The sequence below is a fragment of the Streptomyces marokkonensis genome (assembly GCF_008312835.1).
GTDB classification, from domain to species: Bacteria; Actinomycetota; Actinomycetes; order Streptomycetales; family Streptomycetaceae; genus Streptomyces; species Streptomyces marokkonensis_A.
Map to the genome: position 1 here is coordinate 128,779 of NZ_VSKS01000010.1, position 16,243 is coordinate 145,021.

Annotated in this window: 14 protein-coding genes and 1 pseudogene; 11 read left to right on the forward strand and 4 right to left on the reverse strand. The window is 74.2% G+C overall.

Features of this window, described 5'->3' with window-relative positions:
- Positions 1–249: 249 nt before the first annotated feature.
- The 5 genes from F1615_RS18940 to F1615_RS18960 all read left to right on the forward strand — a co-directional run bounded on the left by F1615_RS18940 (position 250) and on the right by F1615_RS18960 (position 4,000).
- The gene (locus tag F1615_RS18940) at positions 250–1,131 is read left to right on the forward strand and encodes a universal stress protein (protein WP_149550177.1); all 882 of its coding nucleotides are present in this window, start codon (positions 250–252) and stop codon (positions 1,129–1,131) included.
- Between the two features lie 19 nt (positions 1,132–1,150).
- Complete coding sequence (locus F1615_RS18945; RefSeq protein ID WP_149550178.1) at positions 1,151–2,047, forward strand: universal stress protein; 897 nt, start codon at positions 1,151–1,153, stop codon at positions 2,045–2,047.
- Positions 2,048–2,074: 27 nt separating this feature from the next.
- Positions 2,075–2,353 (forward strand): SHOCT domain-containing protein, encoded by a 279-nt coding sequence (locus tag F1615_RS18950; protein WP_149550179.1) that lies wholly within the window; start codon positions 2,075–2,077, stop codon positions 2,351–2,353.
- A 45-nt stretch (positions 2,354–2,398) separates the two neighbouring features.
- Entirely contained in the window at positions 2,399–3,379 is a 981-nt protein-coding gene (locus F1615_RS18955; protein ID WP_149550180.1) for an Acg family FMN-binding oxidoreductase, read from the forward strand.
- 240 nt (positions 3,380–3,619) lie between these two features.
- Entirely contained in the window at positions 3,620–4,000 is a 381-nt protein-coding gene (locus F1615_RS18960; RefSeq protein WP_149550181.1) for a rhodanese-like domain-containing protein, read from the forward strand.
- A 61-nt stretch (positions 4,001–4,061) separates the two neighbouring features.
- On the opposite strand, the gene F1615_RS18965 is transcribed toward F1615_RS18960, so the two are convergent.
- From F1615_RS18965 to F1615_RS18975, 3 genes are all read right to left on the reverse strand, one after another.
- Positions 4,062–4,943 carry a universal stress protein gene (locus F1615_RS18965; RefSeq protein ID WP_149550182.1) on the reverse strand — a complete coding sequence of 294 codons (882 nt, stop codon included), beginning with the start codon at positions 4,941–4,943 and terminating at the stop codon, positions 4,062–4,064.
- A gap of 206 nt (positions 4,944–5,149) precedes the next feature.
- Positions 5,150–5,662, reverse strand: a complete 513-nt coding sequence (locus F1615_RS18970) for a flavodoxin domain-containing protein (RefSeq protein WP_149550183.1) — start codon at positions 5,660–5,662, stop codon at positions 5,150–5,152.
- 13 nt (positions 5,663–5,675) lie between these two features.
- A complete protein-coding gene (locus F1615_RS18975; RefSeq protein ID WP_149550184.1) occupies positions 5,676–6,362 on the reverse strand; it encodes a DUF4389 domain-containing protein in 687 nt (228 codons plus the stop codon).
- 311 nt (positions 6,363–6,673) lie between these two features.
- Between F1615_RS18975 and F1615_RS18980 the strand changes: the two genes are divergently transcribed.
- The 4 genes from F1615_RS18980 (at position 6,674) to F1615_RS18995 (ending at position 11,716) form a co-directional block, all read left to right on the forward strand.
- Positions 6,674–7,657 (forward strand): ABC transporter ATP-binding protein, encoded by a 984-nt coding sequence (locus F1615_RS18980; protein WP_280118898.1) that lies wholly within the window; start codon positions 6,674–6,676, stop codon positions 7,655–7,657.
- Positions 7,654–9,249 carry an ABC transporter permease gene (locus F1615_RS18985; RefSeq protein ID WP_149550185.1) on the forward strand — a complete coding sequence of 532 codons (1,596 nt, stop codon included), beginning with the start codon at positions 7,654–7,656 and terminating at the stop codon, positions 9,247–9,249. Before F1615_RS18980 ends, F1615_RS18985 begins: the two co-directional genes overlap by 4 nt.
- Before the next feature lie 130 nt (positions 9,250–9,379).
- Positions 9,380–10,717: a GAF domain-containing SpoIIE family protein phosphatase gene (locus tag F1615_RS18990; RefSeq protein ID WP_208818363.1), complete on the forward strand. Its 1,338-nt coding sequence runs from the start codon at positions 9,380–9,382 to the stop codon at positions 10,715–10,717.
- A gap of 381 nt (positions 10,718–11,098) precedes the next feature.
- Positions 11,099–11,716: a DoxX family membrane protein gene (locus F1615_RS18995; protein ID WP_149550186.1), complete on the forward strand. Its 618-nt coding sequence runs from the start codon at positions 11,099–11,101 to the stop codon at positions 11,714–11,716.
- A gap of 92 nt (positions 11,717–11,808) precedes the next feature.
- Here F1615_RS18995 and F1615_RS19000 read toward each other — a convergent pair whose 3' ends face one another.
- Positions 11,809–13,761, reverse strand: coding sequence for a PAS domain S-box protein (locus tag F1615_RS19000; RefSeq protein ID WP_167533794.1), 1,953 nt, complete (start codon positions 13,759–13,761; stop codon positions 11,809–11,811).
- A gap of 342 nt (positions 13,762–14,103) precedes the next feature.
- Between F1615_RS19000 and F1615_RS19005 the strand changes: the two are divergent.
- Positions 14,104–14,334 (forward strand): annotated as a pseudogene (locus F1615_RS19005) (type I glyceraldehyde-3-phosphate dehydrogenase); the annotation flags it as partial.
- A 122-nt stretch (positions 14,335–14,456) separates the two neighbouring features.
- Positions 14,457–16,202, forward strand: a complete 1,746-nt coding sequence (locus F1615_RS19010; protein ID WP_280118899.1) for a GAF domain-containing protein — start codon at positions 14,457–14,459, stop codon at positions 16,200–16,202.
- Positions 16,203–16,243: the final 41 nt, after the last annotated feature.

A 16,243-nucleotide genomic window follows, 5' to 3' on the forward strand; every position in this document is an offset into this window, starting at 1 on the left:
CAGGGAATCCTGCGGCTTCAGCGTCCCGCCTGCGGTCCGCGCCCGCCCAGGGACTGGGCGGGCACAAGACAGGGCCGACCGTCCCGACAGGACCTCGGGGGAGCGGGGGCCGGAGTGCCTCGTCGGCGCGAGCGGCCGGGCGGGGGAGTGGGCCTGATGGCCCTCCGGGTGGACCCGGTGGCCCCTGCCACGAGAACGGCGCCCGCGCGACCCTGATAAGGGGGAAGGCCTTTTCCGGAGGTGGGCGTCATGCTGTCACCCGTTGCCGTCGGGGTCGACGGTTCCCCCGAGAGCCTCGCCGCCGCCGAGTGGGCGGCCCGTGAGGCCGTCCGCCGCGGACGGCCACTGCGCCTGCTGCACGTGCGGAACTGGCACCCGGGCCGGAACGAGGCGGCGACCGCCGGTGCGGCCGCGCGGCACCGGGCCGGCCGGGTCCTGCGACAGGCGGAGGAACGCGTCCGGGCGGCGTGCCCCGACGTGCGGGTCCACCACGAGCAGGCCGAGGGCCCGGCGACCGCCGCCCTGGTGAAGGCGGCGGGCCACGCCGAACTGCTGGCGCTGGGCTCCCGCGGGCTGGGCCGTCTCGGCGGACTGCTCGTGGGGTCGGTCGCGCTCGGGGTCGCGGCGCAGGCCACCGGGCCCGTCGTCCTCGTACGAGCCGCCGGCCCGGCTGGTGAGGGCCAGGACGTGGCCGCCACCGGACAGCGGGACGTCGTCCTCGGTGTCGACGTCACGGAACCGTGCGACGAGGTCGTCGGGTTCGCCTTCGAGGCGGCCCGTGCGCGCCACGCGCGGCTGAGGGTCCTGCACGCCTGGCGGATGCCCGACCCGTTCACCCTGGGGCCCGGCGAGATCGGCCTGGTGGGCGGTCCCGAGCGGGCCGGGGAATGGCTGGGCTTCCTCTCCGCCGTGCTCCAGGCGTGGCGGGACAAGTACCCCGATGTCGACGTTCTCGAGACCGTGGCCGAGGGCAGGCCCGCGGCGGCCCTGGCCGAGGCGGCGTCCGGCGCGGAACTGCTGGTCGTCGGACACCGGCTCACCGAACGCCCGGTGATCCCGCGTACCGGCCCGGTCACCCACGCCGTGATCCACCAGGCCGCCTGCCCCGTGGCGGTCGTGCCCCACTACTGAGACCACCGAGGTGATCCCCGTGCCGAAACCAGTCGTGGCCGGCCTCGACGGCTCGCGCGAGAGCATGGCGGCAGCCCACTGGGCGGCCAGGGAGGCCCTGCGCCGGGGACTGCCGCTGCGGCTCGTGCAGGCCTGGGAGGGACCGCCCGAGGACGACACCGAGGTGCGCCCGCCCGGACCGGGCTCGCCCCGGTACCACGCGCGCCAGGTGCTGCGCCGCGCGCTCGTCCAGATCAACGAGCGGCATCCGCAGCTGTACATCGCCGCCGAACAGGTGACGACGGCGCCCGCCACGGCCCTGTCGGCGGAGGCGGAGAACGCCGAACTGCTCGTCATCGGCAGTCAAGGGCTCGGCGCGGTCGGCGGGCTCGTCGCCGGGTCCGTGGCCATGGCCACCGTCGCGCACGCCACGGGCCCGGTCGTCCTCGTGCGGGCGGGCGAGAAGGCGGAGAACGAGCATCTGCCGGACGACACGGACAAGCCGGCGACGCACACGGCCCACCGTGACGTCGCGGTCGCGGTCGACACCGGCGGATCCTGCGGCGACGTGCTGGAGTTCGCGTTCCGCGCGGCCGAACTGCGCCGGGCCCCCCTGCGCGCGGTGCACGCCTGGCACGTGCCGCTCGGGCGGGGCGTCGTCGATGCCGAGGAGCGGGCACGGATCCGGCGGGAGGCGGAGCGGGAGCTCTCGGCGCTCCTGGAGCCGTGGCACCGGAAGTTCCCCGCCGTGTTCGTCAGGGAGGAACTGCACGAGGGCTTCCCCGCCCGTGTCCTGGAACGCGCGACGCGCGGAGCGGGCCTGCTGGTGGTGGGCCGCCGCACGAGGCGCTCCCCGATCGGCTCGCGCACCGGGCCGGTCGCGCATGCCCTGATCCACCATGTCGGCCGCCCGGTGGCGATCGTGCCGCACGGCTGACGGGACGCCGGAAGGAAGTGGACCGTGATGACGTACTGGAACGGGCACGGCATGAACGGCTGGGGCTGGTTCGCCATGTCCCTCGGTATGACCCTGCTCTGGGCACTGCTGATCGTCGCCGGGGTGCTGATCGTCAGGGCCGTCGGCCGTGTCCCCGGCGCACCGCACCCGCCCGACGGCCGCCCCTCCGCGGAGCTGCTGCTCGGCGAGCGGTTCGCCCGTGGGGACATCGACGAGGACGAGTACCGGCGCCGGCTGGCGGTGCTCCGGGGAGACGTCCCGCACCCGGGCGGACACTCCCCCTGATCCCACCGGACCGGCCGGCTCCTCGAGAAAGGGCGGTACCCCTTCATGTCCGTCATCAGCGCACGTCCCGGCCATGCCTCCGCCTACCTGGCCCGCGCGGCCGTCACCGCGCCGTCGGTGCACAACTCCCAGCCCTGGCTGTTCGTCGCCGACGGCGACCGGGGCATCGAGGTGCACGCCGACGCCGGCCGCAGACTTCCGCTGGCCGATCCGCACGGCCGGGAGATGCTCATCAGCTGCGGGGCGGCCCTGTTCAACGTCCGCCTCGCCATGCGGCACCTCGGCTTCAAGCCGGTCGTGCGGGACTTCCCGGACCCGGGGGACCCCGCCTGTCTGGCCAGGGTGATGTGGGGCGCCTACGCCCCGCCGACCGGTGAGGAGCAGCGGCTGTACGGCGCGTTGCGCCGACGGCACACGGTGCGCGGTCCGCTCCTGACGGACCCGCTGCCGGCCGGTCTGCTCGACGCGCTGAGCGAACACGCGCACGTCGAGGGCGCCGACCTCCACGTCGTGGGCGACACAGGGGGCCGGCGGCGTCTGGCCGCCCTGGTGCGGGCCGGTGAGGACGCGCAGCGAGGCGAGCCGGCGCGGGTCGCCGAGCAGGCCGCCTGGACCTGGCGGCTCGCCCGGCCGCGCGCCGACGGCGTCCGGGCCGACGTGACCGTCCAGCACCCGGACTTCCTGCCCTTCGCCGGACGGGACTACGCGGGGCTCGTCCCCATGTTCCCCGCGCCGCCCCGGCGCGGACACGGGCAGAGCGGCCTGGTCGCGATCCTCGGCACCGACCGGGACGACCGCCGGGCCTGGCTGCGGGCGGGGCAGGCGCTCGAACGGGTGCTGCTGCACGCCGCCGCCCACGACGTGATGGCGGCCTTCCACACCCAGCCCCTCGAACTGCCGCACCTGCGCGCGCAGATCCGGCAGACCGTCGGCGCTGGCGCCTTCCCCCAGATGATCCTTCGCCTCGGATACGCCCCCGGTGTGTGCCCCCTGCCCCGGCGCCCGCTGACGGAGGTCCTGCGGTGAACGGCGCCGCCGTCGCCGCCCGTTGTCCGCGCCGGCGCCGTGCGGACCACACCTGCGGAGATACCCCGGCGGGTAACTGTGTTACCGTCGATGCATACCCCTGGGGGTAATCGGTCGACGGAAGGAGCCCTCCGTGCTCTTCGGCGGGATGCCCACCGCGTCCGGGGGGAGGACGCGCGTGCACGACCACGGCGGCGGCCCCGGGGCCCGGGCCTCCTTCACACACGTGCCGGAGCCGGAATGACCTCGGGACCGAACCCGGGCGGCCCGGGGCGCGTGAGCGTCCAGCAGGCCGCCGCACTCACGGGACACGGGGCCGCGACGCGGGCCGACGCCCTGCTGCTCGATGTCCGCGAACCCTGGGAATGGCAGGCCGGGCACGCGCCCGGTGCCGTGCACATGCCGTTGTCCGCACTTGCCGCCGGGGCGGGACTGCCCGCCGGTGCCCAGGCGCGGCCGCTGGTCGTCATCTGCCGATCGGGCGACCGCTCGCGACAGGCCGTCGAACTTCTCGCCGTGCGCGGCGCCGACGCCGTGGAGGTGGCGGGCGGCATGGAGGAGTGGGCGGGAGCCGGGCTTCCGGTGGTGAACGCGCACGGCGGGAGCGGCACCGTGGCATGAGCCCGGCCGCCTCGACGGCGATGTGCCGCACCCGTCCGGCGTCCGGCAGGGTGCGGCCCTTCTAGGGCTCTCGCGGGTGGGGGACGGTGAGGACGGGGCAGCGTGCGTGGTGCAGGACGCCCTGGCTGACGGATTTCAGCAGCATGCCGCGGAAGCCGCCGTGTCCGCGCGTGCCGACCACCAGGCCGAGCGCGTGGGCTGAGGCCTTGGTCAGTTCCTGCACCGGGTGGCCCCTGACGACCTCGTGGTGGAGTTCGACCCCGGAGTGGGCGGCGGTGCGTCCGGCGACGGTCTCGGACAGCAGGCGGCGGCATTCCTTGAGCTCGGCGTCCTCGTCCAGGACGCCGGGCAGGGGGGTGTGCCGGACGTGGAGGGCGCGCAGGGACGCGCCGCGCAGGGAGGCCTCCTCGAAGGCGAGGTCGACGGCGGCGGCGGAGCGGGGGCTGCCGTCGACGCCGACGACGAAGTACGGCGGCTGCTGGGTGGTGTGCTCCGTCTCGCGTACGACGACTACGGGGCAGGCGGCGTGGGCGGTCAGCGGCAGGCCGACGGCCGCGGAGCCGAACAGTTCGCGTGCGGCACCGAGATGCCAGGAGCCGACCACCACCTGGGTGGCGTGCCGGGAGTGCTCGGCCAGCACCCAGGCGGGATGGCCCTCGGCCAGGACCAGCGAGGTGTCCACGTCCGGGCGGCGCGTGCCGACGAACGCGGCGGCGCGCTCGAGTACGTCGTTGCCGGCGGTGTGCAGGTCGTCGCGCCACTTCACCCACGAGGGCGGGGTGCCCTCCAGCCGGAATCCGGGCAGCGGTGTGCCCTGCGCGCACACGAGCGTCAGGGGAAGGCGGCGCCGGTCCGCCTCGTCCGCGGCCCAGGCGAGAGCCGCCCGCTTGCCGGGATCGGGATCGACACCGATCACGATCGGTCTCCGTCCGTGGGCGTGCATGGCCGGCACCTCCAGAAGTGTTCGGTCGGCCGGACGCCCTCGCGCCGGACGGCCTCGTGAGACCAGAGTGGTCCGCGCGGGAGTCCCGCACGAGGGCCGAAGGGCGCCCGCCCGCGTGACGATGGGCCCGGCCGGCCGGCGTGACCGGGGTCTTCGGGCCCCGGACGTCCACCGTGGCGCCCGTCGTCGCGGACGACGGGTCCCGGTCACTCCGCGGAGCGGAGTTCCCCGGCGATACCCCCGGCCCAGAGGTCGACGGCCTCCCAGTCCCGGAAGTCGCCGTACCGGCCGCCCACCAGGCGGAAGAACACGCGCCCGGCGCGGGGGAAATCGCCCCGTTCGACGACACCCGAGAACAAGCGGTGACCTCGGGGCCGCAGATCCGGCGGCAGGCCCTCCTCGATCGCCGGCAGCTCCCCGGGGGCCAGGCGGCGCCACGGACCCCGCAGAGCCGCGGGCACGCCGACGCTGAACAGCCACACGGGCCGGGAAGCGAGCACGTCCAGGTGGTCCCGCAGGAAGTCCCGGGCCGGGGGGAGCCAGCTCTGTCCGTGCACGGCGCTGCCGAGGACGAACGCACGGTAGGCGCCCGGATCCCCGACGTCCGCCATGGACCTGGCCCCGGCCGTGAGCCCGGCACGGCTCAGCACGGCGGCCGTCCGCTCCGCGATCGTCCGGGTGGAGCCGTGGGCGGTCGCGTACCCGACGAGGACGTCCATGTGGGGCACCTCCTCACGACGACGCCTCCGGCTCCCGGCCGCCCTGGTCGAGACGGAAGGGCGGATACACGTCGGTGAGCAGGGCGGCGTAGGCGGCCACCCGCAGCACCCAGCGGTTCAGGCCGATCACCAGGTCGAACAGGCCACGGGGATAGCGGCCGGTGAAGGCGAGGGCGATCCCGGCGAACAGGGCCAGCAGCCCGATGAGGCCGCCCGTGAACCAGGCCGTGCGCGCTCCGCCGAGGAAGAAGCCGAGGACCAGGTAGTGCGGGACGGCCAGGATCCACCACTTGACCAGGACGAGGCCGCGGGAGAGCTCAGCGGGGTACGTCAGCTCCCAGTGCGTCGGGTACTCGGGGACGTCGGCCAGCGTGAACGGCGGATAACGGTCGGTGCCCAGCGCGCCGTAGGCGTAGTACGCCACACGCCAGTTCCACCGCAGCACACCGGTGTTGAAGTCGAACAGGGCCCGTGGGTAGCGGCCGGTGAAGAGGATGGCGAAGAACGCCACCACGCTCACCCCCGCGAACGCCACCCACAGGAACAGCAGGACGACGTAGTGGGGGAGGGCGAGCAGCCACTTGACCAGCCACAGCCAGCGGGACAGCGGGGCGTCGGGAGTCGCGGTCAGCCGCGCCGGATGAGGCGACGGCGTCATCGCGGGGGGCGGCATGGCCGAGGGCCTGGTGTTCGTGCTCATGGTGACCGGTCCCTCCGGGTTCCGGTGACGATCACGAGCGGTGACGCGGGTGATCGTCCCCGAGTCGGTGCGCTGATCCCATTGTCCGCCGGACCGCTCCCGGTGGCATGGGCTGAGCGGGCCACCGGACCGGGCCCGTCGTCCCGTCGGCCTGGCCGCCGGGCGTGTCGGCGTCGTGTCCGGTGACGGCCGGCCTCGTGGTGTGCCTCGTCGATCGGGGTCTCCCCGGCCGGCCGCCGGGGACCTTCGGCCCCTGCCGCCGCGGTCGCCTCGTGCGGCACCGTCGAAGGAAGCGACCGCAGGAGGCGTCGATGTCGATGGTTTCCGTCCCGCAGGACGACACGTCACCGGACGGGGACAGGGCCGTCGCCGTGCGGGTCTCCGGGCTGGTGAAGACGTTCGGACGGACCCGGGCTTTGGACGGGCTGGACCTGACCGTGGCGAGGGGCGAGGTGCACGGCTTCCTCGGGCCCAACGGCGCGGGCAAGACCACCACCATCCGTGCCCTGCTCGGCCTGCTGAGGCCCGACGCGGGCGAGATGCGGCTGCTGGGCGGCCACCCCTGGCGGGACGCCGTCGCCCTGCACCGCAGGCTCGCGTACGTCCCCGGTGACGTCAGCCTGTGGCCCAAGCTCACCGGTGGCGAGATCATCGACGTCTTCGGACGGCTGCGCGGTGATCTCGACCGGGCCAGGCGGGACGAGCTGCTGGAGCGGTTCGAACTGGATCCGACGAAGAAGGCACGCACCTACTCCAAGGGCAACCGGCAGAAGGTGGCCCTGGTGGCGGGGCTGGCGTCCCACGCCGAGCTGCTGCTCCTGGACGAGCCGACCTCCGGACTCGACCCGCTGATGGAGAGCGTCTTCCAGGAGTGCATCCGCGAGGCGAAGGCCGAGGGCCGCACGGTCCTGCTGTCCAGCCACATCCTGGCGGAGGTGGAGGCCCTGTGCGACCGGGTGAGCATCATCCGGGCCGGCCGCACCGTGGAGAGCGGCACACTCGCCGAACTGCGGCACCTGACACGCACCGCGATCGACGTCGAGACGGTCCGCACCGTCACCGGCCTCGAGGCCCTGCCCGGCGTCCACGACCTGCGCTCCGAGAACCACCGTGCCCGCTTCGACGTCGACACCGACCACCTCGACGACGTCGTGCGTCACCTCACCGGCTTCGGACTGCGCACGCTCGCCAGTCAGCCGCCCACGCTGGAGGAGCTGTTCCTGCGCCACTACGGCGACGACGACCCGGCCCCCCGCCCCTCCGCCCCGCGGCACCACGGCGGTGACGTGCGATGACGCCGTCGACGGAGCTGACCGGCACCACGGTCCTCGCCCGGTTCGTCCTGCGCCGGGACCGGATCCGCGTCGCGGTCTGGACCGTCGCGGTCCCCCTGCTGGTGCTCGTGACCGCGGCCAGCGTGAAGGGGCTGTACCCCACCCAGCACGACCTCGACGTAGCGGCCCGGGTCAGCGAGGACAACGCCGCGGCCATCGCCTTCAACGGACCGGCCCAGGGACTCGACACGCTGGGCGGACAGGTCGCCTTCCAGGTGGGAACCTTCGGACTGGTCGTGGTGGCGCTGATGAGCACCTTCATGACCGGACGGCACACCCGCGCCGAGGAGGAGACCGGCCGCGCCGAGCTGATCGGCTCTCTGCCGGTCGGCCGGCACGCCGGCGCCAAGGCCGCCCTGCTGGTCGTTTCCGCGATGAACGCGGTCGTGGGGGCACTGGTGGCGGTGGGCCTGATCCTCATGGGCCTGCCCGTGACGGGCTCGGTCGTCCTCGGCCTGTCCTTCTGCGCGCTCGGGCTCGTCTTCGCCGGCATCACCGCGGTCGCCGCCCAGATCTCCGAGAACACACGGGTGGTGCACGGCGCCACCGCCGCCTGTCTGGGGGTCGCCTTCGTCCTCCGGGCCGTCGGGGACATCGGTGACGGCACGGCGTCATGGCTGTCACCCATCGGCTGGGTCCAGAAGACCCGGCCCTTCGCGGGGGAACGCCTCTGGCCGCTGATCCTCCCGGCCGTCTTCGCCGTCGTCGCCGTCGCCGTGGCACACGCGCTGTCGGACCGGCGCGACGTCGGCACGGGCCTGGTGGCTCCCCGCCCGGGGCCGCCGCGCGCCGCACGAGGGCTCGGGCGGCCGGTGGGGCTGGCCCTGCGACTGCAGCGGGGCAGCCTGATCGGATGGAGCTGCGGTCTGTTCCTGACCGGGCTCGCCTACGGCTCGGTCGCCGACACCGTGGAGGACTTCATCGCCGACAACGAGGCCATGGAGGAGCTGATCACGGGATACGGCGGAGCCGGACTCACCGACTCCTACCTGGCCCAGTCCGTCCTCGTGCTGGCCCTCCTCGGCGCCGGGTACACGGTGCAGTCCGCCCTGCGGCTGCGTGGCGAGGAGAGCGGACTGCGGGCCGAGCCGGTGCTGGCCACCCGCGTCTCACGGAGCCACTGGGCCGCCGGCCATCTGACGGTGACACTGGCCGGCAGCGTCCTCGTGCTCGTCGCCGGCGGCCTCGGTACGGGCCTCGCGTACGGCATCGCCGCCTCCGACCTGGGGCAGGTGCCCCGCCTCATCGGCGCGGCGCTCGCCTACGCGCCCGCCCTCTGGCTGCTCGGGGGCCTCACGACGGCGTTGTTCGGGTTCGTCCCCCGCGCCACGGCCGCGGCCTGGGCCGCCCTGACGGCCTGTCTCGTCGTCGGCCTGCTGGGCCAGGCGCTGGACCTGCCGGGCTGGGCGCGGGACCTGTCACCCTTCGAGCACGTCCCCCACCTGCCCGCGGCCGACCCGGGCCTCGCGGCACCGGTGTTCCTCGCCGCGCTCGCCGCCGCCCTCACCACGCTCGGCCTGATGGGCTTTCGCCACCGGGACGTCGGCCACTGAACACGCCCGCTGCCGCCGCGCCGCCGACGGCCGGCGCGGCGGCCTGCGTGCGGAAGGCGGGAGCACGGGTGACGATGTCCATAGAGGCAGTGACGCGAACGACCACCCCCCGGTGGGCGAGAAGAGGTGGATGGCCGTGGCCCGGGACGACGGCCGGCGGCGCCCGGAGGATCCCCGCCCGGGTGAGGAGACGTACCCGGAACGCACGACCGACCGGGCCGACGGCCCGGACCGGGCGCAGTGGCGCATGTCGGGCCTGCTGAGCGCGGTCCTGTCCGTCAGCCGGGAACTGGAGCTGCCGGTGGTGCTGCGGCGCATCGTCAGCACCGCGATGGAACTCGTCGCCGCCCGCTACGGCGCCATGGGCGTGCTCAACGACGACGCGACAGCTCTCGAGGAGTTCATACCGCTCGGCCTGAGCGACGCGGAGTACGAGGCCCTCGCCGGTTCCGAGTTCCCGCACGGCCGGGGTCTGCTGGGACACCTGATCCGGCATCCCGAGCCGCTGCGCGTACAGGACCTGCAGGGCCACCCGGACTCCGTCGGCTTCCCGTCGGGCCACCCTCCGATGCGCACCCTGCTCGGGGTGGCGATCAGCGTGCGCGGGCGGATCTACGGCAACCTCTACCTGTGCGACCGCATCGACGGCCTGCCGTTCGACGACGAGGACGAGGCCGTGGTGACCGCGCTGGCGGGTGCGGCGGGCATCGCCATCGAGAACGCCCGGCTCTTCGAGCAGACCCGCGACTCCGCCGAGCACTTCCAGCGCCTGTTGCTCCCCACGCTGCCCGACCTCGCCCCCTTCTCCGCGGCCGCGGTCTACCGGCCCGCCACCGCCCCGGGCCACCACCTGGGCGGCGACTGGTACGACGCCCTGCTGCTCCCGGACGGCAGCTGCGCGGCCATCATCGGCGACGTGCTGGGCCACGACCTGACGGCCGCCGCGGCCATGGCGCAGATCCGGAACATGCTGCGCGCCCTGCTCTACGACCGCCGCACCCCGCCCAGTCTGGTCCTGCACCGCCTCGACCACACCCTGCACGCCATCACCGAGGCCCCGGTCACCACCGCCTGCCTCGCCCGGGTCGAATCCGCCGGGAACGGCTGGCACCTGCACTGGTCCACCGCCGGCCACCTCCCGCCCCTGGTGATCGCCGCCGACGGGCACACCCGGTACCTCCACGCCGAACCCGGCCTGCCCCTCGGTGTCGACGACGCGCTGCCGCGACCCGACCACGTCCACCCGCTGAGGGCGGGAGACACGGTGCTGCTGTTCACCGACGGCCTCGTGGAGCACCCGCACCGCCCCCTGAGCGCGTGCATGGACGAACTCGCCGCCCTCGCCTCGGCCCACACCGGCATGCCACTCGACGAGCTGTGCCGGGTTCTGGCCGACGGGCACCCGAGCGACGGGCACGACGACCTGGCCCTCCTCGCCCTGCGGCCCCCTCCGCGCCACGCCCCCTAGGGGACGCGGAGGCGGCCACGGCGCGGTGTCAGGCGCTGCCGCGCCCCCACGCGCACCGGGCCCCGCTGCGGCGGCGCGTGGCCGGCGCGACCCGGGCCTCCGGCACATCGGTGCGCCGTCGCGCCCCGTGCCTCCGCCGGCGCCACAGCCGGAGCACCGGAACTCACCTCCCCTTCCCGCCACATGCGGCACCGCGGGGCTCATCGGGCCTCCTGCCGCGTGCCGGGAGGTGCGACCCGAAAGGCCGTGCGGAGAGGGGACGTTCGGACCGCGGGCCGGGCCTGCCGGCCTCTCCGGCGGACGCCGTGGACGCAGGACATTGAAAGCGCAACGAGAACCGGGAAGACCTCAGGCGCAGCACCCTCGAAGGGGATGAGCATCATGGCAGTCCACGATCACTCGCACCGGCACGTGGGATTCCGCCTGCCCGCCCGGCGCAGGTCCGGGACGGCATCGGCGGCGGCCGGCGCGGAAGTGACGACCGCGACGAGCGCGTACGCCCTCGCGGGGCTGCGCCTGCTGACCGGGTTCGTCTTCCTGTGGGCGTTCCTCGACAAGACCTTCGGCTTGGGCTACGCCACCCGGTCCGGCAACGGCTGGACCGACGGCGGATCGCCCACCGAGGGCTTCCTCGGCGGCGTGGCCGTCGGTCCGATGGAGTCCACGTTCCACGACTGGGCCGGGGCCGCGTGGGCCGACTGGCTGTTCATGCTCGGCCTGCTCGGTATCGGTCTCGCACTCACGGCGGGCATCGCACTGCGGCTCGCCGCCGTCGCGGGCACCGTGATGATGGCGCTGATGTGGATCGCGGAGTGGCCGCCCGCGAAGCACCTCTCCGACGGGTCGCCGAGCATGTCGACCAACCCGTTCGCCGACTACCACCTCGTCTACGCCGTCGTCCTGATCGCCCTCGCGGCGGCGGGCGCCGGTGCCGTGTGGGGGCTGGGCAGGGCGTGGGCGCGACTGCCGATCGTCAGCCGCAACCGCTGGCTGCTCTGAACCCCTCCCCGGGCCCCGGGTGCGCCGCGGCAGCGCGGCGCACCCGGGGCCTGTCGGCGCGCGGACCGGACGCGGGGCGGGGCCGGGGACGTTCACAGTCGCAGCGTGAACCAGATCGTCTTTCCCTCGTCGGTGGGGCGCACCCCCCAGCTGTCGGCCAGGACACGCACGAGGTTGAGCCCGCGGCCGGACTCCTCGTCCTCGCCGGCACGCCGGGGTTCCGGCAGACGCGGGCTGCCGTCACCCACCTCGACGGTGAGTTCGGCGGCCGTGCGGCACACGTGCAGCGTGACCGGGCCCTGGGCGTGCTGGACGCAATTGGCCAGCAGTTCGGACACCAGAAGCCGTGCGTCGTCGGCCTTCTCGTGGCAGTCCCAGGCAGCCAGCGCATCGCCGAGGAAGGAGCGGCCCTCCGGCACGGACTCCGGCCGGGTGGACAGTGTGGTCGTGACGGACGCCAGCGGCGCGGCCGGCAGTTGCGCCAGCAGGAGCGTGACGTCGTCGTCGTGGCCCTCGGCGTCCGGCCGCAGGGCGGACAGGATGCGGTCGGCCACGACGTCCAGGCCGGGCGGTTCCGCGGTGAACAGCGCGCCGCACGTGGCCGTGAGTGCGTCGAGGCTGTCCTCGATGTCACAGCCGGGGGTCTCGATCAGGCCGTCGGTGTAGAGCACCAGGGTGGCGCCCGGCGGCACCGACGCCGACGACTGCTCGTACAGGACGTCGCCCACGCCGAGCGGCGCGTTCACGGGGGCCGACAGCGGCTGTGCCCCGTCCCCGGGTACGGCGACCAGGACCGGGAGGTGGCCGGCGGAGCACAGGGTCACCTCCGCCTCGTCCGCGGCGACGACGAGGTAGCAGCAGGTGACCAGCTGGTCGGGCACGTCCAGGTCCGCCACGCACGCGTCCAGGGCCTGCATCAGCCGCCGGGGCTGCATTCCCGTCTTGGCCAGCGCGTGCGCCGCCGAGCGCAACTGGCCCATCACGGCGGCCGCCTCCAGCCCGCGGCCCATCACGTCGCCGATCAGCACGCCGACCCGGCCGGCACCGAGCGGTATCAGGTCGAACCAGTCGCCCCCCACCCCGGCTCCCTGGGTGGCGGGGCGGTAGCGGCTGGCGGTGACCAGGCCGGGTACGGCGGGCGGGGTGCCCATCAGGCTGCGTTGCAGGGTGAGGGCGACGTGACGCTGCTGCTCGTACAGGGCGGTGAGCTCCGCCTCCGCCCGCTTGCGGTCGCCGATGTCGCGGACGATGGCACACGCTCCCACGACCGTGCCGTCCGGCGCCCGCCTCGGCCACATGGTGACGTCGACGTCCAGCAGCACGCCGGCCTTGGTCACGCGCAGCGTCTCGAAGTGCTCCACCTTCTCGCCGAGCCGGAGACGGCCCAGGAGCGTGGCGATCTCCTCCCGGTGACCGCTGGGGGCGAGGAGCGATATGTGCCGGCCCATGACCTCGGCGGCGGTGTATCCGTACAGCCGCTGGGCGGCGGCGTTCCAGTAGGTGATGTACCCGTCGAGTGTCTTGGCGAGGATGGCGTCCTGGGAGGACTCCACCAGGGCGGCCAGCTCGCTGATGCGCTCCTCGGCGGCTCTGCGGTCACTGACGTCGCGGACGGCGGCGGAGATCAGCGGCCCGTCGGCGGTCTCCAGGGGGCTGAGGCTGATCTCGACCGGGAACTCGGTGCCGTCCCGGCGCAGTCCGTGCAGGTCGAGCCCGGCACCCATCGGGCGCACCTGCCGGTTCGCGGCGTACGCGTTGCGGTGCAGGGTGTGGTGTCCGCGCAGGCGCCGCGGCACGAGCATTTCGACGGACTGGCCGAGGAGTTCCTCGCGCCGGTGGCCGAAGAGAGCCTCGGTCTGGGCGTTGACGAGCCTGATGGTGCCGGCTTCGTCGACGATGACCATGGCGTCCGGCGCGGCTTCCAGCAGTCCGCGGAACCGCTCCTCGGCGGCTCCCGGCCTGCCGGCCTGCGCGGGGACCGTGGCCGTGCCCGGTTCGGGTGCCGCAACGGGACACGTGCCCGTGGCCCCGGTCGTGTGGTTCATGTCCGTCCCAGCCGTCCCGCGCTCCCAGTGGTTCGGGGCCATCCCAGCGCACCCCGGCGCGGCACGCACCTGTTTGTCCCCGACTGTCGTTATCGGGTCGGGTGCGGTCCTGCGGCGCACCGCTTGTGACCGGCTGCGTGCGGTCGGGTGTCCCCGCGCGGGGACCACCGGGACGGCGCGGGGGCCGTCCGGGGCCGGACGGCCCCGGACGTCGCCCCCCCTTCGGCCCGGGCCCCGCCCCACGCGTCGGCGGGAGGCTGGGACCGCGCCCGGACGCCACGGGCCGCGCATCCACCGGGAGGACGAGGACATGACCGTACGCGTGGGCATCAAGGGCCGGTGACCGCGGACGAGTTCGACGGGCCGCTGAGGGGCGTTCTGCGGGTGTCCGACGCGCCGATCGTCTCCCGCGACATCGTCGGGGACCCGGCCTCCCGCGTCCTGGACGCCCCGCCGACCCAGGCGCACGGCGAACTGGTCAAGGTCTTCGGCTGGTACGACAACGAGTGGGGCTACACCAACCGGCTGCTCGACCTCACCGGCCTCGTGGCGGCCGGGCTGCCGCGAGCCTGACCGCCCGGGCACACCCCCCGGCGCCTCGGCGGCCGGTGCCGCCATGTCCTCCACGAACGCCGGACGCTACCGTTGCGGATGAGCGGACAGTGGTCGGCTCCGCGCCGGACGGTTGGAGGAACATGTTGGCTCGCTCCGAGGATGCTCAGCAGGCCCGGATGCAGTTGCCGCAACTGAAGCTGGACGAGCTGCTCGAAGAACTGCAGGCCCGCCTGGACACGGCCCGGGGGACCCGGGACCGGGTGCACAGCCTGCTCGAGGCGGTGCTGTCCGTCGGCCGGGAACTGGAACTCAAGCAGGCGCTGTACAGCATCGTGGAGGCGGCGACGGCCCTGGTGGACGCGCAGTACGGCGCGCTGGGGGTGATCGGTGCGGACGGCAAGCGGCTGTCGGCCTTCCACACCGTCGGTGTCACGGACGAGCAGATCGGCCGCATCGGGGACTACCCGGAGGGGCACGGCATTCTCGGGGAACTGATCCACCGCCCCGAGACGCTGCGTCTGCCGGTGCTCGCCGAGCACGAGGCCTCCTACGGCTTTCCGCCGCACCACCCGCCCATGAACACCTTCCTGGGTGTGCCCATCAGGGTGCGGGACCAGATCTTCGGCAATCTCTACCTGACGGAGAAGAGGGGCGGCGCGGAGTTCGACGAGGACGACGAGTCGGTGCTGTCCACCCTCGCCGTGGCGGCCGGCGTGGCCATCGACAACGCCCGCCTGTACGAGGAGTCCCGGCTGCGCGAGCGCTGGCTTCGGGCCAACGCGGAGGTCACCCGGAGCCTGATGTCCGGCGGCGCCCGGGTGGACGTCCTCGAACTGATCGCGGAGCAGGCGCGGGAGATCACCGACGCGGCCCTGGCCGTGGTCGCGATACCGGTGAAGGACACCGACTCCCTCGCGGTGGACCTCGCGCTCGGGGACGAGGCGGAGCGGTACCGCGGGCTCGTGCTGCCGGTGGAGGGCACCCTCGTCGGGCGGGCCTTCGCCGACGGCGCCCCGGTGACGAGCCCGGACGTCACACACGACGAACGGGTTTCGGCGGGGCCGCCGCGGTTCACCGGGCTCGGTCCGGCCGTGGCCGTACCCATCGGCTCGGGGGACAACGCCCGTGGCGTGGTGCTGCTCGTGCGAAGTGCGGAGAAGGCCGAGTTCTCCGAGAAGGAGCGGGAGCCGCTGCAGGACTTCGTCGCGCAGGCGGCCGTCGCCATGGAGCTGGCCGAACGCCGTGCGGACGCCGAACAGGTGGCTCTGCTGGAGGACCGCGACCGGATCGCCCGGGACCTGCACGACCTGGCCATCCAGCGGTTGTTCGCCACGGGGATGACGCTGCAGAGCGCGGGTCGCCTCATCGAGCACCGGGAGGCCTCGGGGCGGGTCCTGCGGGCCGTGGACGACCTCGACGAGACCATCAAGATCATCCGTTCGACGATCTTCGGCCTGCGCTCCCGCTCCGAGGACACGGCCCCCGGTCTGCGCGCCCGTGCGGTGCGGGTCGTCGGCGAGGCCGCCCCGCTGCTGGGCTTCGCGCCCAGCGTGCGCATGGAGGGACTGCTCGACACGCATGTCCCGAGGGAGACCGCCGACGATCTCGTGGCCGTGCTGTCCGAGTCCCTGTCCAACATCGCCCGCCACGCGCACGCCGACCGCGCCGAGGCCGTGCTGGAGACCGACGGGAACGAGGTGCGCCTCACGGTCACCGACAACGGCGTGGGCATACCGGCCGGCGGCCGCCGCAGCGGTCTCGCCAACATGGCGGAGCGGGCGAGGAAGCTGGGGGGCGGCATGGAGACCGGTGACCGTGACGGTGGCGGCACCAGGCTCGTGTGGCACGTCCCGGTGCGGGAGGCGGGCGCTTCCCCCGAGAGGTGATCCCGTCCCGGAGGGGAACGAAAGGCCCGCTCCCGCGGGTC

Coding starts and splice junctions, on each gene's coding strand:
- F1615_RS18955 (WP_149550180.1), top strand. CDS start 2,399: ATGTCCGTCATCAGCGCACGTCCCGGCCATGCCTCCGCCTACCTGGCC.
- F1615_RS19010 (WP_280118899.1), top strand. CDS start 14,457: ATGTTGGCTCGCTCCGAGGATGCTCAGCAGGCCCGGATGCAGTTGCCG.
- F1615_RS18950 (WP_149550179.1), top strand. CDS start 2,075: ATGACGTACTGGAACGGGCACGGCATGAACGGCTGGGGCTGGTTCGCC.
- F1615_RS18940 (WP_149550177.1), top strand. CDS start 250: ATGCTGTCACCCGTTGCCGTCGGGGTCGACGGTTCCCCCGAGAGCCTC.
- F1615_RS18965 (WP_149550182.1), bottom strand. CDS start 4,943: ATGCACGCCCACGGACGGAGACCGATCGTGATCGGTGTCGATCCCGAT.
- F1615_RS18995 (WP_149550186.1), top strand. CDS start 11,099: ATGGCAGTCCACGATCACTCGCACCGGCACGTGGGATTCCGCCTGCCC.
- F1615_RS18975 (WP_149550184.1), bottom strand. CDS start 6,362: ATGAGCACGAACACCAGGCCCTCGGCCATGCCGCCCCCCGCGATGACG.
- F1615_RS18960 (WP_149550181.1), top strand. CDS start 3,620: ATGACCTCGGGACCGAACCCGGGCGGCCCGGGGCGCGTGAGCGTCCAG.
- F1615_RS18980 (WP_280118898.1), top strand. CDS start 6,674: ATGTCGATGGTTTCCGTCCCGCAGGACGACACGTCACCGGACGGGGAC.
- F1615_RS18990 (WP_208818363.1), top strand. CDS start 9,380: ATGGCCGTGGCCCGGGACGACGGCCGGCGGCGCCCGGAGGATCCCCGC.
- F1615_RS18985 (WP_149550185.1), top strand. CDS start 7,654: ATGACGCCGTCGACGGAGCTGACCGGCACCACGGTCCTCGCCCGGTTC.
- F1615_RS18970 (WP_149550183.1), bottom strand. CDS start 5,662: ATGGACGTCCTCGTCGGGTACGCGACCGCCCACGGCTCCACCCGGACG.
- F1615_RS19000 (WP_167533794.1), bottom strand. CDS start 13,761: ATGAACCACACGACCGGGGCCACGGGCACGTGTCCCGTTGCGGCACCC.